The organism is Leisingera sp. UBA4491, assembly GCF_002388965.1.
Lineage (GTDB): Bacteria > Pseudomonadota > Alphaproteobacteria > Rhodobacterales > Rhodobacteraceae > Leisingera > Leisingera aquaemixtae.
This window is the reverse complement of record NZ_DGNN01000009.1, coordinates 16,748-38,447: the sequence shown is the minus strand read 5'-3', so window position 1 is coordinate 38,447 and position 21,700 is coordinate 16,748. Positions and strand designations below refer to the sequence as shown.

At 67.0% G+C, this 21,700-nt stretch carries 22 protein-coding genes; 11 read left to right on the top strand and 11 right to left on the bottom strand.

The features are described 5' to 3' along the window. Nucleotides 1-134: 134 nt before the first annotated feature. On the bottom strand, nt 135-902 hold the full coding sequence (gene truA / locus B2P87_RS03320; RefSeq protein ID WP_141889686.1) for a tRNA pseudouridine(38-40) synthase TruA: 768 nt from the start codon (nt 900-902) through the stop codon (nt 135-137). 200 nt (nt 903-1,102) lie between these two features. On the opposite strand from truA, the gene B2P87_RS03315 reads away from it, so the two are divergent. From B2P87_RS03315 to B2P87_RS03305, 3 genes are all read left to right on the top strand, one after another. Then, nucleotides 1,103-2,518: a YcjX family protein gene (locus B2P87_RS03315; protein WP_141889687.1), complete on the top strand. Its 1,416-nt coding sequence runs from the start codon at nt 1,103-1,105 to the stop codon at nt 2,516-2,518. Between the two features lie 83 nt (nt 2,519-2,601). Next, the gene (locus B2P87_RS03310) at nt 2,602-2,970 is read left to right on the top strand and encodes a GNAT family N-acetyltransferase (protein WP_375543671.1); all 369 of its coding nucleotides are present in this window, start codon (nt 2,602-2,604) and stop codon (nt 2,968-2,970) included. Then, entirely contained in the window at nt 2,967-3,959 is a 993-nt protein-coding gene (locus B2P87_RS03305; RefSeq protein WP_141889689.1) for a YcjF family protein, read from the top strand. Before B2P87_RS03310 ends, B2P87_RS03305 begins: the two co-directional genes overlap by 4 nt. A 107-nt stretch (nt 3,960-4,066) precedes the next feature. Here the strand turns inward: B2P87_RS03305 and B2P87_RS03300 are convergent, their stop codons facing one another. Beyond that, nucleotides 4,067-4,489 carry a group III truncated hemoglobin gene (locus B2P87_RS03300; RefSeq protein ID WP_141889690.1) on the bottom strand — a complete coding sequence of 141 codons (423 nt, stop codon included), beginning with the start codon at nt 4,487-4,489 and terminating at the stop codon, nt 4,067-4,069. Nucleotides 4,490-4,648: 159 nt separating this feature from the next. Here B2P87_RS03300 and B2P87_RS03295 point away from each other — a divergent pair, with 159 nt between their 5' ends. The 6 genes from B2P87_RS03295 (at nt 4,649) to B2P87_RS03270 (ending at nt 13,030) form a co-directional block, all read left to right on the top strand. Continuing rightward, a complete protein-coding gene (locus B2P87_RS03295) occupies nt 4,649-5,956 on the top strand; it encodes an SDR family oxidoreductase (protein WP_141889691.1) in 1,308 nt (435 codons plus the stop codon). Between the two features lies 1 nt (nt 5,957). Next, nucleotides 5,958-6,446 (top strand): DUF2269 family protein, encoded by a 489-nt coding sequence (locus tag B2P87_RS03290; RefSeq protein ID WP_141889692.1) that lies wholly within the window; start codon nt 5,958-5,960, stop codon nt 6,444-6,446. 234 nt (nt 6,447-6,680) lie between these two features. Beyond that, nucleotides 6,681-9,683 (top strand): isoleucine--tRNA ligase, encoded by a 3,003-nt coding sequence (gene ileS / locus B2P87_RS03285; RefSeq protein ID WP_141889693.1) that lies wholly within the window; start codon nt 6,681-6,683, stop codon nt 9,681-9,683. A gap of 490 nt (nt 9,684-10,173) precedes the next feature. Beyond that, complete coding sequence (locus B2P87_RS03280; RefSeq protein ID WP_286851832.1) at nt 10,174-10,764, top strand: hypothetical protein; 591 nt, start codon at nt 10,174-10,176, stop codon at nt 10,762-10,764. Between the two features lie 150 nt (nt 10,765-10,914). Then, nucleotides 10,915-11,994 (top strand): transporter substrate-binding domain-containing protein, encoded by a 1,080-nt coding sequence (locus B2P87_RS03275; RefSeq protein ID WP_141889695.1) that lies wholly within the window; start codon nt 10,915-10,917, stop codon nt 11,992-11,994. Nucleotides 11,995-12,007: 13 nt separating this feature from the next. Next, nucleotides 12,008-13,030: a transporter substrate-binding domain-containing protein gene (locus B2P87_RS03270; RefSeq protein ID WP_141889696.1), complete on the top strand. Its 1,023-nt coding sequence runs from the start codon at nt 12,008-12,010 to the stop codon at nt 13,028-13,030. Between the two features lie 27 nt (nt 13,031-13,057). Here B2P87_RS03270 and B2P87_RS03265 read toward each other — a convergent pair whose 3' ends face one another. Both B2P87_RS03265 and B2P87_RS03260 read right to left on the bottom strand, forming a co-directional pair. Then, nucleotides 13,058-13,414, bottom strand: a complete 357-nt coding sequence (locus B2P87_RS03265; RefSeq protein ID WP_141889697.1) for a hypothetical protein — start codon at nt 13,412-13,414, stop codon at nt 13,058-13,060. Nucleotides 13,415-13,562: 148 nt separating this feature from the next. Then, complete coding sequence (locus B2P87_RS03260; protein ID WP_141889698.1) at nt 13,563-13,952, bottom strand: hypothetical protein; 390 nt, start codon at nt 13,950-13,952, stop codon at nt 13,563-13,565. A gap of 182 nt (nt 13,953-14,134) precedes the next feature. Here B2P87_RS03260 and B2P87_RS03255 point away from each other — a divergent pair, with 182 nt between their 5' ends. Beyond that, nucleotides 14,135-14,587 carry a methylated-DNA--[protein]-cysteine S-methyltransferase gene (locus B2P87_RS03255; RefSeq protein ID WP_141889699.1) on the top strand — a complete coding sequence of 151 codons (453 nt, stop codon included), beginning with the start codon at nt 14,135-14,137 and terminating at the stop codon, nt 14,585-14,587. A 136-nt stretch (nt 14,588-14,723) separates the two neighbouring features. On the opposite strand, the gene B2P87_RS03250 is transcribed toward B2P87_RS03255, so the two are convergent. The 7 genes from B2P87_RS03250 to fsa form a co-directional block, all read right to left on the bottom strand. Further along, a complete protein-coding gene (locus B2P87_RS03250) occupies nt 14,724-15,083 on the bottom strand; it encodes a hypothetical protein (RefSeq protein WP_141889700.1) in 360 nt (119 codons plus the stop codon). 194 nt (nt 15,084-15,277) lie between these two features. Next, nucleotides 15,278-15,988, bottom strand: a complete 711-nt coding sequence (locus tag B2P87_RS03245; RefSeq protein ID WP_058286603.1) for a CDP-alcohol phosphatidyltransferase family protein — start codon at nt 15,986-15,988, stop codon at nt 15,278-15,280. A gap of 39 nt (nt 15,989-16,027) precedes the next feature. After that, nucleotides 16,028-16,240, bottom strand: a complete 213-nt coding sequence (locus tag B2P87_RS03240; RefSeq protein ID WP_058286604.1) for a hypothetical protein — start codon at nt 16,238-16,240, stop codon at nt 16,028-16,030. Nucleotides 16,241-16,371: 131 nt separating this feature from the next. Then, the gene (locus B2P87_RS03235; protein ID WP_141889701.1) at nt 16,372-16,599 is read right to left on the bottom strand and encodes a GDCCVxC domain-containing (seleno)protein; all 228 of its coding nucleotides are present in this window, start codon (nt 16,597-16,599) and stop codon (nt 16,372-16,374) included. A 50-nt stretch (nt 16,600-16,649) separates the two neighbouring features. Beyond that, on the bottom strand, nt 16,650-17,570 hold the full coding sequence (locus tag B2P87_RS03230; RefSeq protein WP_141889702.1) for a tyrosine recombinase XerC: 921 nt from the start codon (nt 17,568-17,570) through the stop codon (nt 16,650-16,652). Next, on the bottom strand, nt 17,567-18,274 hold the full coding sequence (locus B2P87_RS03225; protein WP_141889703.1) for a DUF484 family protein: 708 nt from the start codon (nt 18,272-18,274) through the stop codon (nt 17,567-17,569). The genes B2P87_RS03230 and B2P87_RS03225 overlap by 4 nt, the downstream gene beginning before the upstream one ends. Nucleotides 18,275-18,683: 409 nt before the next feature. Then, on the bottom strand, nt 18,684-19,337 hold the full coding sequence (gene fsa, locus B2P87_RS03220) for a fructose-6-phosphate aldolase (protein ID WP_008557895.1): 654 nt from the start codon (nt 19,335-19,337) through the stop codon (nt 18,684-18,686). Nucleotides 19,338-19,418: 81 nt separating this feature from the next. Between fsa and B2P87_RS03215 the strand changes: the two genes are divergently transcribed. Further along, complete coding sequence (locus B2P87_RS03215; protein WP_141892032.1) at nt 19,419-21,614, top strand: primosomal protein N'; 2,196 nt, start codon at nt 19,419-19,421, stop codon at nt 21,612-21,614. Nucleotides 21,615-21,700: the final 86 nt, after the last annotated feature.

Sequence of the window (21,700 nt, the reverse complement as noted above, 5' to 3'; positions counted from 1 at the left end):
GTATGGGCCGCGGCTGCCAGGATGCAAGAGCGGCTTGCGGGGGGGCGGCGCCCGGCCGCGTGTGCCGGGAGGTGCACAGGGGGTGCACGGGAGGTGCACAGGCTGTGCCGCGGGGGTTCCGCCGCGCTTTGATCTCAGGCGAAGGGGTCTTCCGGGTAGCCCACCCGCGCCAGATACAGCCCGTGGCCAGGGCAGACCGGCCCGCAGGCGGCGCGGTCGCGGGCCTCCAGCGCGGTCTTCACATCCGCCGACTCCCAGGCGCCGGCGCCAACCCGCTCCAGCGTGCCGACAAAGCTCCTGACCTGATTGTGCAGGAAGCTGCGGGCGCGGACGTGGAAATGGATCTCCGGCCCGGAAAAACCCTGCACCCGCTCCACCGTCAGCTCGTTCAGAGTCTTCACGGGGCTTTGCGCCTGGCAGATGGAAGAGCGGAAGGTGGTGAAATCATGATTTCCGATCAGATATTTGGCCGCTTCCTGCATGGCGTCCGTGTCCAGGTCATGGCTTAGCTGCCAGACCTGCCCGGCGTCATGAGTGGCCGGCGCGCGGCGGATCAGGATGCGGAACAGATACTGCCGCTCCACCGCGGAGAACCGCGCGTGCCAGTCATCGTCCACCCGGGCACAGTCAACGATGGCGACCGGATCGGGCTTCAGGTGGTAATTCAGCGCCTCCGACAGGCGGAACGGGTCCCACTCCTTGGCCATGTCGCAATGGGCCACCTGTCCCAGCGCATGCACGCCGGTATCGGTACGCCCGGCGGCGGCGATGGTGTGCTCCCCCGGTTCCAGCCGCGCCAGCGCAGCCTCGATTGCGCCCTGCACGGACGGCAGATCCTTCTGCCTTTGCCAGCCGGCAAAAGGCTTCCCGTGGTATTCGACTTTCAAAGCAAAACGCGGCATGGCCGGGCAACTAGCAACAGGGCCGGGCCGGGGCAAGCCCTGCGTGCGGCAGCGCTTCGCCCCGGTGCAGGCGCGCCCCAGCGCTGTGGGCCGCCAGCACCAGCAACGCGGGAACTCAACCGCATTCGGCGGCAGCGGCTGGTATCCTCAAGCCATGCTGCCTATCTTGTCAGCAGCAAGAACAGAGCAGGATCAGGGCCTTGGTGTTAACCTCCCTTGCAGACGGGGTGATAAGCGGGGTGGAGAGCGTCACCAGCGGCCTCTCCTCGGCGTTGTTTGACCGGCCTTTGCGGCTGGGCGTCACCGGGCTGGCGCGCTCCGGCAAGACGGTGTTCATCACCTCGCTGGTCGCCAATCTGATGGACCGGGGCCGGATGCTGCAGCTGAACGCCGCGCGTGAGGGGCGGATCGAGGCCGCCTTTCTGCAGCCGCAGCCCGACGACACCGTGCCGCGCTTCGATTTTGAGTCCCACCTCGCGGCGTTGACCGGGCCGTCACCCCATTGGCCGGACAGCACCCGCGCGGTGTCAGAGCTGCGTCTCAGCCTAAAGGTGCGGCCCGCCGGCCTTCTGTCCGGCCTGCAGGGGCTGCGCACGCTGCATCTGGATATCGTCGACTACCCGGGCGAATGGCTGCTGGACCTGGCGCTGCTGGACAAGAGCTATGCCGAGTGGTCCTCCGACGTGCTCTCGCGCATCGCCGCGCGCCCGCAGGCGCAGCCTTTCCTGGCGGAGAAATCCAAAGCCGCTCCCGCCGGGGCACATGACGAGCCGCAGGCGCAGGCCCTTGCCGCCGCGTTCACCGGCTACCTGCACGCCGCCCGCGCCGCCGGCTTTTACGATTGCACCCCGGGCCGCTTCCTGCTGCCGGGCGACCTGGAGGGCTCGCCGGTGCTGACCTTCGCACCGCTGCCGCCGGAAGCCGGCGCCCCGCGCGGCAGCCTGTGGCGGGAGATGGAGCGGCGGTATGAAGCCTATAAGTCCAAGGTCGTCAAACCCTTTTTTCGCGACCATTTTGCCCGGATCGACCGCCAGGTGGTGCTGGTCGATGCGCTCTCCGCCATCCACTCCGGCCCGCAGGCGGTGGAGGATCTGCGCCACGCGATGGTGGATATCCTCAGCGCCTTCAAACCGGGCCGCAACCGTTTCCTGACCCGGCTCTTGGGCGGCAAGCGGGTGGAGAAGATCCTGTTCGCCGCCACCAAGGCCGACCATCTGCACCACGCTCAGCACGGCCGCATGACCGCCATCATCGAGGCGCTGACCCGCGAGGCGCAGGACCGCGCCCGCTTTGCCGGGGCGCACACCGCGGCGCTGGCCATGGCCTCGCTGCGCACCACCACCGAGGAGATGCGCCCCCACAACGGCACTGAGCTGCCCTGCGTCCGCGGCACCTTGCTGGAGACCGGCAAGCAGGCGGCGTTTTATCCCGGTGCGCTGCCCGAAGACCCGGCCCAGCTGCTCACCCCCGCCCGCCAGGGCGCCGCGCGCTGGCTGGAGGGGGATTATCAGGCGATGGCCTTTGCGCCGGCTCCGCTCACCCTCAAACATGGCAGCGGCCCGCCGCATATCCGCCTCGACCGCGCCGCCGAATTCCTGATCGGAGATGTACTGTGACCCTCTGTCTGCGACCTGCCGTTCCCCTGGATGCCGGTGCCGCCGGAGATATTCTCTTTTACTTCCAGCAGGATACGGAGTGGATGCCCAAGCTTTACACGTGGGCGGAGGCGATCTCCTTCTGCGGCACGATGATCGACCGCGGCTGGGTCACCGTGGCGGAGCGGCAGGGCTGCGTGCTGGGCTTCCTGGCCCGCGACGGGGCCGAGGTCTGCGCGCTCTACCTCGCGCCCGGCGCCTGCGGGCAGGGCGCGGGCAAGGCGCTGTTGGATGCGGCCAAGGCGGCCGCGCCGCGGCTGATCCTGCGCACGTTTGCCGCCAACACGCGTGCGCAGAAGTTTTACCGGCGCGAGGGCTTTGCCGAGACCGGCCGCGGCGGCGGGGCGGGCAATGAGGAAGGCCTGCCCGACATCGCCTATGAATGGCGCGCAATCCGGGAGGCGGCAGCATGAGCAAGAAGCCGGTTCTGTTCGATCTGGAGGAAGAGGCCGGGGCGCCGCCGGTTGCGGACGCCCCGCCGGTGCCCGAGCCTGCGGCGCCGGGGCTTCCGCCGCCGCCGGCAATGGAACAGGCGGCCCGGATTGCCGCCCGCAAGCCGTCGCGGCTGGCACGCTGGTTCTGGGCGCTGCTGGTTGCGGTGGTCGGCGCCATGGCCTCGGTCGCGGCCTGGGACTTTGCCGCCGGGCTGATCGCCCGGGTGCCGGTGCTGGGCTGGGCGGTCAGCACCGGTCTGGCGGTTCTGGTGCTGCTGGCGCTTGCGATGGGCCTGCGCGAGCTGGCGGCGCTGTCGCGGCTGCGCCGGGTCGATACCTTGCGGCACCAGGCGGCAGAGGTCTCTGACCTGACCGCGGCCCGCGCCTTCACCAGCCGGCTGGAGGGGTTTTACAAGGACCGCGAGGATCTCAGCTGGCACCAGGCCCGGCTGGCAGAGCGCAAGGCCGACATCATGGATGGCGACGCCCTGTTGCTGCTGGCAGAGGAGGAGCTGCTGGTGCCGCTCGACGCCCTGGCCCTGCGGGAAGTGGAAGCCGCCGCCCGGCAGGTCGCCACGGTGACAGCGATCGTGCCGATGGCGCTCGCGGATATCCTGACGGCGCTGGTCTCCTCGCTGCGGATGATCCGCCGGGTGGCAGGGATCTACGGCGGCCGGCCTGGAGTTTTCAGCTCTTGGCGGCTGACCCGCGCGGTGCTGGCGCATCTGGCTGCAACCGGCGCGGTGGCGGCGGGCGATGATCTGCTGGAGCCGGTGCTGGGCGGCTCGGTGCTGTCCAAGCTCTCCCGCCGCTTCGGGGAAGGTCTGGTGAACGGCGCGCTGTCGGCGCGGGTCGGCATCGCCGCGATGGAGGTCTGCCGCCCGATGCCGTTTTCGGACCGGCGCAAGCCCAGCACCCGCAAAGTGGTGCAGCGGGCGCTGACCGGCCTGTTCTCCAAAGAAAAATAATGCGCGTGCCAAGGCTCATGCGCGGCATGAGCCGCGCCCAAGGCTGCTGATGCGGTCTGGCGCAGCCAGGCCGCCAGCAGGTGCGGGAGCGCTGCGGTGGGGCGGGGTCAGAACAGTTTCGGCGGCTGGTCCTTGGGCTGGCGCATCGCCACGATGCCGGTGCGGAAGCCCTCGCCGATGCGGTCGGCCAAGGCCCCCCATTGCAGCGCGGTCTGCGCTGGCAGCTCGGCCCGCAGCACCTCGTGGAACAGGCCGAGCCACAGCGGGAAATGCTCTGCCTTCACGTCGGGCCGCGAGACATGCACCCGCATCGGATTGCCGCTGTAGCTGCGCTCGCGCAGGATCGCATTGCGCCAGAAGTTTGCGATCTTCCCCTCATGCTCCGGCCAGTCGGAGACATGCGCGGCAAAGACCGGCCCCAGCACATCGTGCGTGCGCACGCGGGCGTAGAACACTGCGACCACCCGGGAGATTTCCTCAGCAGTGATTTCGAACCGCGCCAGCGGGTTTTGCGTTTCGGTGTCGGTCATTGTGTGCTCCGGCCTGCCTTTGTGCGCTAGATATGCCGAAGCCGGGACCAGCGGAAGGGGTAAGACGCATCTGCCGCAGCGCTCGTTCGCGGCGCCGCTGGTGCCTGAGGATCCTGCCGTTATGGTGAGCGGGAGATTTTTTCAAAAAGGCATTCATTGATGGCGGGGAACACTATGCGGGTGCTGGTTCTGGGCGCCTACGGGTTTATCGGTGCCGAGGTGGTCCGGGCCGTGCGAGCCGCCGGGTTCGATGTTGCCGGTTTGGGCCGCAGCGCCGCGCAGGCGGCGCGGGTATTGCCGGGTGTGCCGTTTGTGAAGGGCGACCTGCTGCAGCTTCTGCGGGCTGAGGACTGGGCGCCTTTGCTGCAGGGCGTGGATGGCGTAGTGAACTGCGCAGGCGTCCTGCAGGACATGGCGCCGGGAGAGCTGGAGGCCGTGCACCATACCGCCATCGCGGCGCTGGGTGCGGCCTGCGCGGCGCGTGGCATCCCGGTTGTGCAGGTGTCGGCAGCGGGCGCGAGGCCTGAGGCCGGGACGGAGTTCATGCGCAGCAAGGGACGGGGCGACGCGGCCTTGCGGGCCTCCGGCGCAGCTTTCCGGATCCTGAAGCCGGGACTGGTGATCGGGCAGGACGCCTATGGCGGCACAAGGCTGCTGCGGATGCTGGCGGCCGTGCCGCTGGTGCAGCCCGTGGCGCTGGCCGAGGCGCCGGTGCAATGCATCGGAATGGCGGATCTGGCGGCGGCGGTGGTTGCCGCACTGAAGGGCGGCCTGCCGCAAGGCACCTATGATCTGGTGGAGGATCAGCCGCACACTCTGGAGGAGGTCCTGGCAGTGACGCGCGCTTGGCTGGGGTTCCCGCCTGCCCGGTTGGCGGTGCGGTTCCCGTCGTGGCTGCTGCCGCCGGTGGCGGGTTGTGCCGATGCTTTGGGGCGCCTGGGCTGGCGTTCGCCGCTGCGCAAGACCGCAATTGCCGAAATCCAGAACGGCGTGCGCGGCGATCCTGCCGCGTACCGGGCTGCCACGGGGCAGGGGATGGCGCCGCTGAACAAACTCTATCACGCGCTGCCTTCAGGGCGTGCCCAGCGCCTGGACGCGCGGATGGCCCTTATTATGCCAATCGCTGCCGCCGTGCTGAGCGTATTCTGGCTGGCCTCAGGGCTGATCGGATTGTGGCAGCTGGAGGCTGCGGCGAATGTGCTGATGGATGCCGGCTGGAGCGGCCTGCTGGCCAAAACCAGCGTTGTGTTCTGGTCGCTGGCTGACATTGCCTTGGGGCTGGCAATCCTCTGGCGGCCTTGGGCGGCACGCGCTTGCCTGGGCATGGCGGCGGTCTCCCTGCTCTATCTGGCCGCGGCCACCGCGGTCACGCCGCAGATGTGGGCCGACCCGCTGGGGCCGCTGGTTAAGGTGGTGCCGGGGGTTCTGCTGGCGCTGATCACCCATCAACTGCTGCAGGAGCGCTGAAATGGACCTCGACCTTGTGCTTCGCTGGCTGCATGTGACCGGTGCCTGCGTGCTTTTGGGCACCGGGGCCGGTATCGCCTTCTTCATGCTGATGGCGCACCGCACAAAAGACACGGTGCTTGTTGCCCATACGGCTTCTGTGGTGGTGCTGGCGGACTTGTTGTTCACCGCCACGGCGGTCATCGCTCAGCCGGTCACTGGCGGGCTGCTGGCCTGGCGGCTGGGCTGGCCGCTCGGCGAAGGCTGGCTGGCGCTGTCGCTGGGGCTTTATGTGCTGACCGGGGCGTTCTGGCTGCCGGTGGTCTGGATCCAGCTGCGGCTGCGCGACCTGGCGCGGGCGGCGGCGGAGGCGGGTCAGGCGCTGCCCGCGCGCTACCATCGCCTGTTCGCCATCTGGTTTGCCTGCGGCATTCCCGCCTTTGCCGCGGTGCTGGCAATCCTCTGGCTGATGCTGGCGCGGCCTGATCTGGGCGTCTGGCTGGCGCGCTGAGCAGGGCGGGTGCCTCCGCCCGCTGCCATCCTCACCAGCATGCGGCGCAACTGCCGCTTTACGCCTCCGCTGCACAGGCCTATAAGGCCCGCATGTCCCTATTCGCGGCCATCATTATTCGAATTATATCCCCGGCGCTCTGAAACCATTGAGCCGCCGGGCAAAGGCGCTTGAGCCATCGCGCCGAACCGAATATCCCAATTTCCGACCTTGATCATCCAAAGGACGCCCCCGATGTGCGCCGACACGCCCCAGACGCCTGACTACAAAGACACTCTCAATCTGCCGAAAACCGATTTCCCGATGCGCGCGGGCCTGCCCAAGCGCGAGCCTGCCTGGCTGGAACGCTGGGCGCAGATCGGCGTCTACGACAAACTCCGCGAGAAGGCCGCCGCGGCCAAGGGCTCGGACGCGGAGCGCAAACCCTTCACCCTGCATGACGGCCCCCCCTACGCCAACGGCCACCTGCACATCGGCCACGCGCTGAACAAGACCATCAAGGACATGATCGTGCGCTCGCACCAGATGATGGGCTTTGACGCGCGCTATGTGCCGGGCTGGGACTGCCACGGCCTGCCGATCGAATGGAAGATCGAGGAGCAGTACCGCAAGAAGGGCAAGAACAAGGACGCGGTGCCGGTCGTGGAATTCCGCCAGGAATGCCGCGCCTTTGCCGACAGCTGGGTCGAAATACAGCGCGAGGAGTTCAAGCGGCTGGGCATCACCGGCAACTGGGACGATCCGTATCTGACCATGAACTACCACGCCGAGGCGGTCATCGCAGACGAGTTCATGAAGTTCCTGATGAACGGCACGCTCTACCAAGGCTCCAAGCCGGTGATGTGGTCGCCTGTCGAGAAAACCGCCCTGGCCGAGGCCGAGGTCGAGTATCACGACAAGGAAAGCTTCACCATCTGGGTGAAGTTCAAGGTGGCCGAGGCCGGCGGCTTCGTGGCTGCTGACGGCGAGGATGCCGATTATGCCGGCGCCGACTCGGCGATCGTTGCGCAGGATCTGGAAGGCGCCCATGTGGTGATCTGGACCACCACCCCCTGGACCATCCCGTCGAACAAGGCAGTGGTTTACGGTGCGGACATTGCCTATGGCCTTTATGAAGTCACGGGCACCCCGGACGAATGCTGGGCCGCGGCGGGCGACCGCTTCCTGCTGGCTGACAACCTGGCCGCGGATGTATTCAAACGCGCGCGTCTGAGCGAGGACCAGTATACCCGCCTGCGCGGGGTTTCCGCCGAGGAACTGTCCAGCTTGTCGCTGAAGCATCCGCTGGCCGGCGCCGAAGGCTCGAACGGCGAATGGGACGGCATCCGCGACTTCCGCGCCGCCAGCTTCGTGACCGACACCGAAGGCACCGGCTTTGTCCACTGTGCACCGAGCCACGGGATGGAGGAGTTCGAGCTCTACCGTGATCTGAACATGCTGGAGCAGATGATCACCTATAACGTCATGGACGACGGCGGCTTCCGGGCTGACCTGCCGTTCTTCGGCGGCACCTACATCCTCAACCGCAAGGGCGGCGAGGGCGATGCCAACAAGACCATCATCGACAAGCTGGTAGAGGTCGGCGGCCTGCTGGCGCGCGGCAAGATCAAGCACAGCTACCCGCATTCCTGGCGCTCCAAGGCGCCGATCATCTACCGCAACACGCCGCAGTGGTTCGCCTCTGTCGACCGCAAGCTGGATGACGGCATGGGCGAGATGGGTGACAGCATCCGCGAACGCGCCCTGCGCTCGATCGACGAGCTGGTGAAGTGGTACCCGCAGACCGGCCGCAACCGCCTGTTCTCGATGATCGAAAGCCGCCCCGACTGGGTGCTGAGCCGCCAGCGCGCCTGGGGCGTGCCGCTTACCTGCTTTACCAGGAAGGGCGCGCTGCCGACCGATGCGGATTTCCTGCTGCGCAACGAGGACGTGAACAAGCGCATCGTGGCCGAGTTCGAGGAGCACGGCGCCGATGTCTGGTACGAGGACGGCTTCAAGGCGCGGGTTCTGGGGAACAGCGTGGACCCGGACGATTACGACCAGGTGTTCGACGTGCTGGACGTATGGTTCGACTCCGGCTCGACCCATGCCTTTGTGCTGCGCGACCGCGAAGACGGCACCGAGGACGGCATTGCCGACGTCTACATGGAAGGCACCGACCAGCACCGCGGCTGGTTCCACTCCTCTCTGCTGCAGGCCTGCGGCACCAAGGGCCGCGCGCCCTACCGCAACGTGGTGACCCACGGCTTCACGCTGGACGAGAAGGGCATGAAGATGTCCAAATCGCTCGGCAACACCATCGTGCCGGAGGAGGTCGTCAAACAATACGGCGCCGACATCCTGCGCCTGTGGGTGGCCCAGACCGACTATACCGCCGACCAGCGGATCGGGCCGGAGATCCTGAAGGGCACCGCCGACAGCTACCGCCGCCTGCGCAATACCATGCGGTTCATGCTGGGGTCGCTGGGCGACTTCCGCGAAGAGCAGCGGGTGGCGCCGGAGGATATGCCGGAGCTGGAACGCTGGGTGCTGCACCGTCTTGCGGAACTCGACCAGAAGGTGCGCAGCGGCTACCAGTCGTTTGACTTCCAGGGTGTGTTCTCGTCGGTCTTCAACTTTGCCACTGTGGATCTGTCGGCCTTCTACTTCGACATCCGCAAGGATGCGCTCTACTGCGACGGCGACACGCTGAATGCCCGCGCCGCGCGCACCGTTCTGGACATCCTGTTCCACCGCCTGACCACTTGGCTGGCGCCGATCCTGGTCTTCACCATGGAAGAGGTCTGGCTGGAGAAATATCCGGGCGAGGGCAGCTCTGTTCACCTGCAGGACATCCCGGAAACCCCGGCGGACTGGCTGAACCCGCCGCTGGCCGATAAATGGTCCAAGATCCGCCAGGCCCGCCGGGTGGTGACCGCGGCGCTGGAGGTGCAGCGCACCGACAAGGTGATCGGTGCCTCGCTGGAGGCCGCGCCGGTGGTGCATGTGCGCGACAAGGAGGCGCTGGCGGCGCTGAAATCGGTCAACTTCGCCGATATCTGCATCACCTCGGATATCATGCTGACCAATGACCCTGCCCCGGCCGAAGCCTTCCGGATGCCGGAGGTGGATGGCGTCTCAGTGGTGTTTGAGAAGGCCGAAGGCGATAAGTGCCAGCGCTGCTGGAAGATCCTGCCGGATGTGGGCCGCCACAGCCACGCGGGCGTCTGTGGCCGCTGCGACAGCGCGCTGAGCTGACCCGCCGCTCACCCCGTAATTGAGTGCAGCGCCCGGCCCGATGGCCGGGCGCTGTCGTTTTTGCGATGCTATTACGCAACTCCCTGCACTTTTCCCGGGTGCTGCCTTGTGTCCAAGGGTTTTGGATTCCTCTAGATGTTGACCGGTTTTCCACAACTGGTTAAGAATTCGTTAATTCTATGAAGATTTTCAGCCATTCATTCAAAAACATGGCATGGGGCAGGGGGGGCAGTTTTTAATGCTGAAGCTGAAAGCGGACGCGCAACCGGCGGTCGAGTTTGGCACGCCGCGCAAAATGGCAGTCCGGATTGACGGGATCTCTGCGCCGAAAAACATGAAAGTCGGGCTGGTGGCTGGCGGTGCGGGCCCAACGGCAAGCAGCGTGATGGACCCGGTCAAGACGTCTGAACCCGTTGTGACAAGTGCAGCGAAGGCAGCGCAAATACCTGCGCCCGCCGCGCAGCAGGCGCCTGCCCGAACCCTAATAGTTTTGAAGGCGGCAAAAGCAGTTAAGGCGGCCTTTGCCGCCCGGGCGGCGCGGGCAGAACTGCAGCCCTTTGCCGCTGCTGAAACCGGAAGCCCCCTGCCGAATGCTGAAACCGGAAGCCCCCTGCCGAAACTGGGCCTGGCCGCTGCCGGGCTGGCGGTGGCTTCTGCCATGCTGCTTTATTTCCAGTTCGGCGGTGGCACCACGCCTGCGGACATTGACCAGGCCAGCCTGGCGCCGGACGCGGTTCTTCCCGCCGGGGCGGCTTCGGCTGCGGGCTTGGCCGAGGGCGCAGGCAGCGGCGAGGACGCTTTGGTTGCCCGTATCACCGCCGGCACGCTGGCCGCGCTGCGCAGCAAGCAGGCCGAGCCCGGCCCTGCAACGCCGGCCGCCGCCGCTGCGGCGCCTGCCGAAGGCACCGCGCTGTTCAAAATGGTGATGACCGCCGCCGCCCAGGGCCAGTCGGAGGCCTACATCGACCAGATGGTGAACGGCGCCTATGCGCGCCGGGAAATCACCGTGCCCGCCAGCCTGATTGACGCCGGCGGGCGGGTCGACACCGCCACGCTGCTGGCGCTATTCGTCGGCAATTGACCTTTGCTCCGGCGGCTGCGCCGGAGCTGCCACCGGGATGCCCGCACAGATTGTGGTGCTGTCAGACCGGCGGCTTTTCATAACAAAAACAACACAGACCCGCGCCGCAGGCCGAAAACGGCCGCGGTGCTCAAGACTTCCGGGGGGACCATGAAGACCTTTTTCGCTGCCGCAGCCATGGGGCTGTTTGCGCTTGCCGCCAACTCCGCAGCCGCAGAGACCTGCGGCGGGGTGTATACCGTGCAGTCCGGCGACAGCCTGTCGGTGATTGCCGACAAGATGTACAAGGACGCGGGCAAGTGGAGCGCCATCCACAATCGCAACATCGACCAGATCGGCCCCAAGCCGAACGCGATCCGGGCCGGCATGAAGCTGTCGCTGGCCTGCCTGGAAGGGCTGCCGCTGGGCCTGCCGGGCGGCAAGGAGATCAGCGCCGCCGCCCCGGCCGCTGCGGTGCCGGTCAAGGTGGCGCCGGGCAATGCCGCTGTGCGCAAGAAGATCAACCTGCTGACCGGCGACGACTATGCGCCGTTCACCTCCAAGGCTTCGCACAATGGCGGGCTGATCACCGAGGTGGTGAACGCCGCCATGGCCAAGGCGGCGCCGGCCGAAGGCTACGCCATCCACTGGGTGAACGACTGGGCCTCGCATTTCGACCCGCTGCTGTCCAACGCGCTCCTGGACCTGGGCTTCCCCTGGTACAAGCCCGACTGCGAAACCATGCCGGACAGCTACCGCTGCCAGAACTTCCACTTCTCGGAGCCGATGTTCGAAACCCTGATGCTGCTGTTTGCCGACAGCAGCCGGCCCTTCGCCTTTGAGCAGGACAGCGACATCGAGGGCAAGACACTGTGCCGCCCCGCGGGCTATCTGACCTTTGATCTGGATGAGCGCGGCCGCAACTGGATTGCGGAGAAGAAGATCACCCTGAAGCAGCCGCACAAGGTGAAGGACTGTTTTGACATGGTGGCCGCGGGCGAGGCCGATGCGGTGGCAATCAACGAATTCACCGGCCGCAGCGTGATGAAGGAGCACGGGCTGGAGGACCGGTTCACCGTCCTGCCGCAGCCCTTGTCGGTGCTGGGCATCTATGTGGTGGTCCACAAGACCCATCCGCGCGCGGATCAGATGCTGTCGATGGTCAACACCGGCCTGCGCAGCATCCAGGAGGACGGCAGCTATCAGGCGATTGTCGAAGACCACATGGCCCGGATCTGGGCCGGTTTCTGAGGGGGATGCCATCATGAAACGGCTGTTCTCCCGCCTTATCCAGTTGGCCGCCTTCTTCAGCCTGGCGCCGGCCGCCGCCTGGGCGATCTGCGATGTCGACTATGTGGCGCAGCCCGGCGACACGCTGTTTTCCATCGCCGAGACCCACTATGGCGACCGCGAGCGCTGGACGCTGGTCTATTACCACAACCAGAAACTGCTGGCGGGCGCGACGGTGCTGCCGGGCCGCAAGCTGTTCATCCCCTGCATCACCGGCGCCACCGCCCCGGATGCCACGCCGCTGCGCCAGGAAAAGGCAGAGCTGACGCTGCTGACCGGCGGCGGCTATGCGCCGTTCACCGGCCGCGGCCTGCCGGGGCAGGGGATGGTGACCGAACTGGTCAACGCCGCGCTGGAGCTGGCGCCTGCGCCAGTCAGCTATTCGGTGAGCTGGGAGGATGACTGGTCCAAGCACCTGTTCCCGATGCTGGACCAGAAGGAATTCGATATGGGCTTCCCTTGGCTCAAGCCCGACTGCGCGGCTGAGCCGGACAATGAGCGCTGCGCCAGCTTCCATTTCTCGGACCCGGTGATGACCTTGCCGATCATGCTGTTTGCCCGCGCCGACAGCGGCTTTGACTACCGCGAGGACGCCGACGTCGAGGGCAAGACCCTGTGCCGCCCGGCCGGTTATTTCACCCATGATCTGAACCGTCCCGGGCGCCGCTGGCTGGACGGCGGCAAAATCACTCTGGTGCAGCCGAAGACCCCCGCCGATTGCTTCCGCATGGTGGCAGAGGGCAAGGTGGACGCGGTTGCGGTCAACCTGTTCCTGGGCGCCAGCACAATCGTTGGGGAAGGGCTGCGCGACACCGTCGTGCCGCTGGAAAAACCGCTGTCGGAAGAGGGCCTGCATGTGGTGATTTCCAAGCGCCACTGGCGCGGCACCACCCATCTTTACCGGATCAATGCGGGCCTGCAAAAGCTGCGCGGCAGCGGCCGGTTCGAAGAGATCATGTCGCGCCACCTGGAGCTGTTTTGGGCGCAGCTGCAATAAGGGGCGGCGCACAAAGAGGCGGCTGCGTCAGGCTGACAGGGTTTTGACCGCCTTGTAGGCGTGGCAGGCCGCCTCGCATTCGGCCTCGCTGCCCGGGTCCTGATGTTCGGCGCGCTGCAGCAGAAGGTGCTCTGCCAGGACCGGGTTTTCCTGCGGCAGGCCGGACGCCGGTCCGGTGCCCTGCTGGGCGGCGGCGGCCGGACGGCTGCGGCGGTCATCGCGGCCGGACGGGTCCTGCGGATGGCCATGCGGTTCCTGCTCCCGCGGGCTGGTGTTTGCGGATTCGCTGCGGTCCGGGTCATCTGAGCGCACAACCGGACGGGCGGTCAGATGGCCGCGGTTCGGTTTGACAGGATCTACCCTTCCTGAAACTGGCAAAAACATAGAGCGGGTCCTTCGCGTTGGCTGTGAACCGGTCTTAAGCGAAGGTTAACATAAGACGCTTAACAGCAGGTTAACGCGGTTCCGCAGGGCGTAGCGGCCGGGCGGGCGGCCCGCAAATGGGCCTGAAAAACCAGCCTGGAAGCCGGCCTTATGAGCCGGTGATAAGCCGGGCCTTGATATAGCTGGCTTCCGCCTGAAGCGCACTGACCGGTTTGGGGCCGGCCTGGCAGCCATTCATCAGGTCCTGATAGAACGCGGCCATGCCGATGTCGTTCACCTGCTTCAGGTTCAGCGCACCGGTGCGGGCCGCGTCGCGGGCCGGGCCGATATACTGCGCAGTCAGCGCCTCCGTGCGGGCGTCGCTCAGCACCTGCTGCCGCTGCAGGCTGCGGCCGATGCCCCGGGTGGTGCCGTCGATCAGCGGCGTATCCACCGGCTGGCCGCCTGCCTCCGCGATCATGGGCTGCTTGCGGTACGCAGCCTGCATCTGCTTCATGCCGTTATAGAGACTGGCGGTGCCGGAAACTGCAGACAGCATTTGATTACCCTTCGCTTCGTTCTTGAGACCCACTTTATGATAATTTGATGTAATTGGGTGAGGAACTCTTAGCATTGGTTAACGCGGCATTAACCGCGCTTGCGGCAACCGGGCGCAGGCGGCCTTGCCAGCAGGGAAATTCCCGGGGATGATGGGGCCTGTGGCAGAGCCGGGGAGGCAGGATGATTTCAGCCAGCCTTGAAACACCTGTCGGCGCGCTCAGCGTGACAGAACGGGGCGGTGCGCTTGTGCGGCTGGACTGGTCTGCGGCGGCAACGGGGCGGTCGGCCTTGCTGGACCGGGCAGTGGCGCAGCTGCGCGCCTATTTCGCCGGGGAGCTGACGGAATTCGATCTGCCGCTGCATGTGGAGGGTTCTGAGTTCCAAAAGGCGGTTTGCGAGGCGATGCAGGCGATCCCTTTTGGCGAAACCCGCACCTATGGGGAGATTGCCAAGGATCTCGGCGCCCCGCCCCAGCCGGTGGGCAATGCCTGCGGCGGCAATCCGATCCCTGTGATCATCCCCTGCCACCGCGTGCTCAGCGCCACGGGGCTGGGCGGGTTTTCCGGCCAGGGCGGGGTGGAAACCAAGGTTGCCCTGCTGAAACACGAAGGCGCCGCGGGCCTGCTGATCTGACCTTGCAGGCTGGCCGCTGTGTCTTGCGGGGCTTCAATTGCGCTGAATAAGAAACAGGGGTTCCAGGCCCGCAGGGCACAGCGGGGCAGCGTCCCCGCGGGAGCAAATCGTGCCGGGGGGGCGGCACGGCAAGGGGTCAGGCAAACAGGGCCTTCACCTGGTCATACAGCGGTGCGGTGTCCGCGCCGGAAGTTTCGGAAAAATCGCTGATCAGCGCCAGGATCACCGATTCCATATCAGCTTCGGACGGAGCCTCAGAGACGGGTGCGGCGGCGGCTTCTGCGGCGCTGTCTGCCGGGGCTGCGCCGCCGGTCTCCGCGGTGCCGGAGGTGCCGCCCGCCGGCGGCTGTGCGGCCTCGGCGGCGCCGGCCTGCTTGGCGCGCCAGCCCCAGGCCTTGGCATGGTCGGGCGGCCCCGGCTGTTTGCTGCCGGTCACTGCGTTCAAGGCGTTGCTCAGCCCGCTTGGGGCGAGGGCAGGGGCGGATACGGAATGCATGGCGGTCTCCTGTGATCGCTGCCGCGAGGGCAAAGTCCCGGTCAGTGTCCGCAGTTGCCCGTTAAATCCGGCTTACCGGCGCGGCCGCTTTCTAATGCAAAACCCATTCAAACTTTCGGCGGTTTGCCAAAGCCCTGGGGCGCCTGCGAAAATGCGTGGCCGGTGCAGGGCCGCGCGTGCGGGCCGCGGCAGGATCAGGGATGCGAGGGCGCGCGGCGGCGTTCGGGAATGATCTGCTGGGCGATGCCGACAAACAGCAGGTAGACCGAGGTGACCACCAGACCCCAATGGGCCCAGCTGGACGGGTGGAAATCGACCCAGGCGGCCCAGCCGGCAAAGAACGTCCAGGCCAGCGCCATCGGCAGCGAGACCTTGCGCCAGCGGGCTGTGCGCACCGGATGAATGAATTTCAGCGGCAGGAACATGGCAATGGACAGCAGCGTCACCAGCACCAGGCTGGTCCAATGGCTGGGCTCCAGCGCAAAGATCACCAGCACCAGCATGTTCCAGCAGCCCGGAAACCCGGAGAAGGAATTGTCCTTGGTCTTCATCCGCGTGTCGGCAAAATACATCGCGCTGCCAAAGGTGATCACGATGATCGCAAACCAGCCGGTCCAGCCCGCCATCAGCCCCGATTGGAACAGCGCAAAGGCGGGGATGAACACATAGGTCAGATAGTCGATGATCAGGTCCAGCAGGACCCCGTCGAACTCAGGCGAATAGCGCTTGACGTGGTAATGCCGCGCCAGCGGGCCGTCGATGCCGTCCACCGCAAAGGCGACCACCAGCCAGACGAACATCAGGCTCCACTTGCCCTCCGCCGCTGCCAGCATCGACAGCATGGCGAAGACGGCGCCGGTTGCGGTGAGCAGGTGAACGGAGAGGGCGCGGATCTGTGGTGTCATGGGTCCCTGATGGCGAATTTGCCCCGGTCCCGCAACCGTTCAATGCAGCTTTGAGCGGAATTCCGTGCCGGCAAAAAACTGGATGCGGGCCATGCGGCGGCCAAAGGGGACGGGGTCGGTGATATCGGGGGAGGAGAACGGCGCCCCGCACGGCAGATCGCCCATCCGCTCCCGCGGCTGGCCGCCGGGCGGCGGGGCGGGGGCGGCAGGGGCGCCATCGGCATAGAGGGCGGCAGAACCGGGAATGGTCATAGCGGAATCCTTTCTGGATCGGTTTCCGCCATAAAGCCGCAGCGGCCTTAACACCGGCTTGCCGCAGCGTGCAAAAATAGCGCGCATTTTAGCTAATCGAGCTCAGGCCGGCCGATCCGGCGCCGGCGGGCTCAGCCGCAGCAGCCGCGTCCTGTTTGCACCGGCGGGCAGGGCACGGTGCCGTAAGAACAGAACACGCAGCAGTCGCCGGGCCGGGGCCGCAGCAGGCTGCGGCAGCCCGGGCATTCGTGGAACCATTGGCAGGCGTCTTGCGGCATCCTTTCCGTCGCCTGATGCCCGCAGGACGGGCAGGTGAGCGTGCTGGTCAGGATGGGGTCTTCAGGCTGTGAGACGGGCATGGGCAGGCCTCCCTGGTGCCAGCAAAGGCCGGAAACCGCGCCGGGTCAAGTCACGCCTTGGGGTGGGCGCGCATGTAGACATCCATCAGATGGGCGGTGTCCACTGCCGTATAGGCCTGGGTGGTCGACAGCGACGCATGGCCCAAAAGCTCTTGAATGGCGCGCAGATCGCCGCCCGCCTCCAGCAGGTGGGTGGCAAAGCTGTGGCGCAGCGCATGCGGGGTCGCGGTGGCGGGCAGCCCCAGCTGGGCACGGGTCTTGGCCATCACCTCCTGGATCTGGCGCGGGTTCAGCGCGCCGCCGCGCACACCGCGGAACAGCGGCGCCGCGCGTTCCTGCGGGTGCGGGCACAGCGCCAGATAGCGGTCCACCGCGGCGCGGGCGGCGGGCAGCACCGGCACCACGCGCTCCTTGCGGCCCTTGCCCAGAATGCGCAGCACCTGCGGCAGCGGCGCGTCGGCGCCCTTCAGCCCCAGTGCCTCGGAAATCCGCAGGCCGCAGCCATAGAGCAGCGTGACCACCGCCACGTCGCGGGCGGCCACCCAGTCCGTGTCCGATTGCAGCTCCACCGTCTCCAGCACCGCCTTGGCGGCCTCCGGCGCCAGCGGACGGGGCAGCTTTTTCTGAAACTTGGGCGCGCGCGCCAGCAGCACCGCGGCAGGCTCAAACCCCTCGCGCTTGGCCAGCCAGCGGTAGAAGGTCTTGACCGCCGACAGCTTGCGTGCCAGCGACCGCGCGCCGGTGCCGGAGTTGCGCTCCGACGCCATCCAGGCCCGCATGTCGGCGGTGGTGATCCGCGCCAGCGCGCCCAGTCCCTGCGGGCCGCCAAAGTGCTGCGTCATGAAGGCCAGAAAGGCGGTCACATCGCCGCGGTAGGCCGCCAGCGTGTTGGCCGAGGCATCCTCCAGCCCGCCCAGCCGCTCCAGCCAGAGCTGCAGCGCATCGCGGCAGGCCGGGGAGATCAGGGTCATGACAGCCAGCAGCGCATCGAACGTTCGAAAACGCCGCTGAAAAAGCCCAGCAGATCAGCGCCTTGCATCGGCGAGAACTGATGCGGGTCTTCCGACCCCAGCACCAGCATCCCGGGCAGGCGGCCTTCGCCCAGATCCAGCATCAGGCAGGCCTCGGAGCGGATCCATTCGGCCTTTTGCCCATAGACCCGCGGGCTGCCGCCCTGGGTCTGGCGCAGGGTCACGGTGCGCTGGCTGCCGGGCTGTCCGGCATAGCTTTCGGTGAAGCCGGGGCCTGCCAGTTTCAGTGCGCCCGACTTGCGCTCGACCGCGGCGCCGCCGGGCTGCGCGGTTTCCAGCACCAGCGCCAGGGCATCGACACGCAGGATCTCCGGCATGTCCTGTTCCAGGCAGGCGAGGAAGGCGGTGAAATCGCGCGGCTCCAGCAGCCGCAGCACGGCGCGGTGAATGAGGTTGGTGCCGGCCAGGTTGTCGTAAGCCGCGGCGATGACCGAGCGGTGGGTGTCCTCCAGCCGGTCGAGCCGCGCCGCCATCCGCTCCATCGCGATGCCGCGCAGGTCGACGACGTTGGAGCCCATCGCGCGCTCATTGGCGGCGACCAGGGCGTTCATCAGGTGCTGGTCTTCCAGCACCGCGTCGGGTTTGGCGAGGATCGCCTCGCGCAGCTGGTCTTCCAGGCTGACTGAAGGGCTTGTACTGCTCATGGGTGAACTCTTACGGCTCCGGACCTCTGACGGGTTTGGTGACGTGTATAACACGGGATTCGCGCAATGCTGCGGAAAAATTCCGGACCGGCAGAAATTGCCGCGCGCAGGCAGGCTCCCGCCCGTCGCCGGTGCATCGCAATGCCCCGCTCCCGTTGGGCCGGGCGCCGGGCAGATGCCCGGCGCAGCGGCGCAACAGCGCCGCGGCAGCGCGCTGGCAGGCGCGCTGCCGGGCCCAAGCCGCTCCAGGCGGCCCGGCGTCAGCCGGGGGGCTTGGCGGTGCGGGAGCGCTTGGCCCGCAGCGGCCAAAGCAACACATTCCGAAGAAACACCTGCCAAAGAAGCACTGGCCAAAGAAAAAGGCGCCCGCAGCGGGGCGCCTTGTGTTGCATCCGGTCCGGCAGGAAGATCAGAGGATCTTGATCTCTGCCGCCTTGATGTCGGCGAGGAAGGCATCCAGGCCCTTGTCGGTCAGGGGGTGGTTCACCATTGCCTTGATGACCGCGGGCGGCGCGGTGATCACGTCGGCGCCGATGCGGGCCGAATCCAGCACGTGGTTCACCGAACGGATCGAGGCCGCCAGGATCTGCGTGTCAAAGCCGTAGTTGTCATAGATGATGCGGATGTCCTCGATCAGCTCCATGCCGTCCAGGTTGATGTCATCCAGACGCCCGACGAAGGGGGAGATGAAGGTCGCGCCCGCCTTGGCTGCCAGCAGCGCCTGGTTGGCGGAGAAGCACAGGGTCACGTTCACCATGTGGCCGTCATCGGTCAGGGTTTTGCAGGCCTTGAGGCCGTCCCAGGTCAGCGGCACCTTGACGGCGATGTTCTCGGCGATCTCCACCAGCTTGCGGCCTTCGGCGATCATGGTTTCCGCATCGGTTGCGGTCACTTCCGCCGACACCGGACCGTCGACCAGGGCGCAGATCTCCTTGGTGACCTCGATGATGTCGCGGCCGGATTTCTTGATCAGCGACGGGTTGGTGGTGACACCGTCCACCATGCCCAGATCGTTCAGCTCGGCAATCGCGTCGATCTCGGCGGTATCTACGAAGAATTTCATGGGGCAGTCCTTTGGATGGGTTGGCCTCGGTCGCCTCAGCCTTTACCTCATGGGATTACGGGCGGCAACATGGGCAGCAGCATGAGCGGGCAGGAGTTCTTTCAGGCAGGCGAAAGGGTCGGGGTTCTGACCACGCAACCCCTTGACCGGCTGCTGGATTACCGCGCGCCGGAGGGCGGCTGTTACCTCGGCGCCTATGTCGAGGTGCCGCTGGGGCCGCGCAAGGTGCTGGGCGTGGTCTGGGGGCCGGGTGCCGGGGACTTCGATTCGGCCAAGCTGCGCTCGGTGATCCGGGTGCTGGATGTCGCGCCGATGCGCAGCGAGATGCGCCAGTTCCTCGGCAAAGCCGCCGACTACACCCTGACCCCGATGCCCGCGATGCTGCGGCTGGCCACCCGCGCGCCGGGCCTCAGCGATCCGCCCTCGATGCGCAAGATCCTGCGCCGGGGCGACGGCGTGCCGGACCGGATGACCGAGGCCCGCACCCGCGTGCTGGAGGTGCTGGAGGAGTTCGGCGGCCTCGCCTTCACCCCGCGCGAGCTGGCGGATATGGCCGATGTCACGCCTTCGGTGGTGAAGGGGCTGGTGAAACAGGGCGCATTGCGCGAGGAGGAAGCGCCGCGCGACACCCCCTATCCGCATCTGGACCCGGAACTGCCTTCCAAGCAATTGACCGACGACCAGGCCAACGCGGCAGCTGCGCTTGCAGATGCCGTGCACAGCGGGCGCTACGGGACAACCTTGCTGAAGGGCGTCACCGGCTCCGGCAAGACCGAGGTCTACCTGGAGGCCGTTGCCGCCGCCCTGCGCGCCGGGCGGCAGGCGCTGGTGCTGCTGCCGGAGATCGCGCTGACCGCCGAATTCCTGACCCGCGTCGAGGCCCGGTTCGGTGCCAAACCGGCTGAGTGGCACTCCGGCGCCACCATGACCGAACGCCGCCGGGTCTGGAAAATGGTCGGGCAGGGGGCGGCGCAGCTGGTGATCGGCGCCCGTTCCGCCCTGTTTCTGCCGTTCCGCGACCTTGGCCTGATCATCGTCGATGAGGAGCACGACACTTCCTACAAGCAGGAGGACGGGGTGCTCTACAACGCCCGCGACATGGCGGTGCTGCGCGCGGCGATGTGTTCGGCGCAGGTGGTGCTGGCCTCAGCCACGCCCTCGCTGGAGACCTGGGCCAATGCCGAGGCGGGCAAGTACAAGCGGCTGAACCTCACCTCCCGCTTCGGCGCCTCGGTGCTGCCGGAGATGCGCGCGGTGGACATGCGGTCAGAAGACCTGCTGCCCGCCACCTGGATCTCGCCAACCCTGAAGCAGGCGATGACCCTCAGAATGGAACGCGGCGAGCAGTCGCTCCTGTTCCTGAACCGCCGCGGCTTTGCCCCGGTCACAATCTGCCGTGCCTGCGGCGCGCAGGTGGCCTGCGACCATTGCGACGCGCGGATGGTCGAGCACCGTTTCATGAAGCGGCTGATGTGCCACCAGTGCGGCGAAACCAAGCCGGTGCCCGAGGCCTGCCCCTCCTGCGAGGTGGAGGGCAAGATGGCCCCCGTCGGCCCCGGCATCGAGCGTCTGGCGGAGGAAGCCACCGCCCTGTTTCCGGAGGCGCGCATCGCGGTGCTCAGCTCCGACCTCTTCGGCTCCGCCCGCGCGCTGAAACAGAGGATCGGGGAGATTGCAGCAGGCGAGGCCGACATCATCCTCGGCACCCAGCTGGTCGCCAAGGGCCACAACTTTCCGCTCCTGACGCTGGTGGGGGTGATCGACGCCGACCTCGGCCTGCAGGGCTCCGACCTGCGCGCGGCGGAGCGGACCTTTCAGCTGATGCGCCAGGTGGCGGGCCGGGCCGGCCGCGCCGAGCGGCCGGGAGAGGCCCTGATGCAGACCTTTCAGCCTGAACACCCGGTGATCCGGGCGATCCTGTCGGGGGATGAGGAAAATTTCTGGAAGGCCGAAGCCGCCGAACGCCAGGCCGCCGGCGTGCCGCCCTACGGGCGGATGGCGGGGATCATCCTGTCGGGTCCGGATTTGGCGGCGGTGTTTGACCTCGGCAATGCGATGGCCCGCAACGATGGTCCCCTGCGCCAGATCGGCGCCCAGCTGTTCGGCCCGGCCCCGGCCCCCATCGCCCGGGTGCGCGGCCGCCACCGGGTGCGGCTGCTGGTCAAGGCGGCCAAGGGCGTGCCGCTGCAGGACGCCATCGCCCGCTGGATCGCGCCGCTGCGGCTGAAGGGCGACTTGCGGCTGAGCGTCGACATCGACCCGCAGAGTTTCTTTTAGGACTGCGGCAGACGGGGGCTCTGCCCCCGGCCCCTGCGGGCCTCCCCCGGGATATTTGGGGCCAGATGAAGTGTGGATCCTTCATT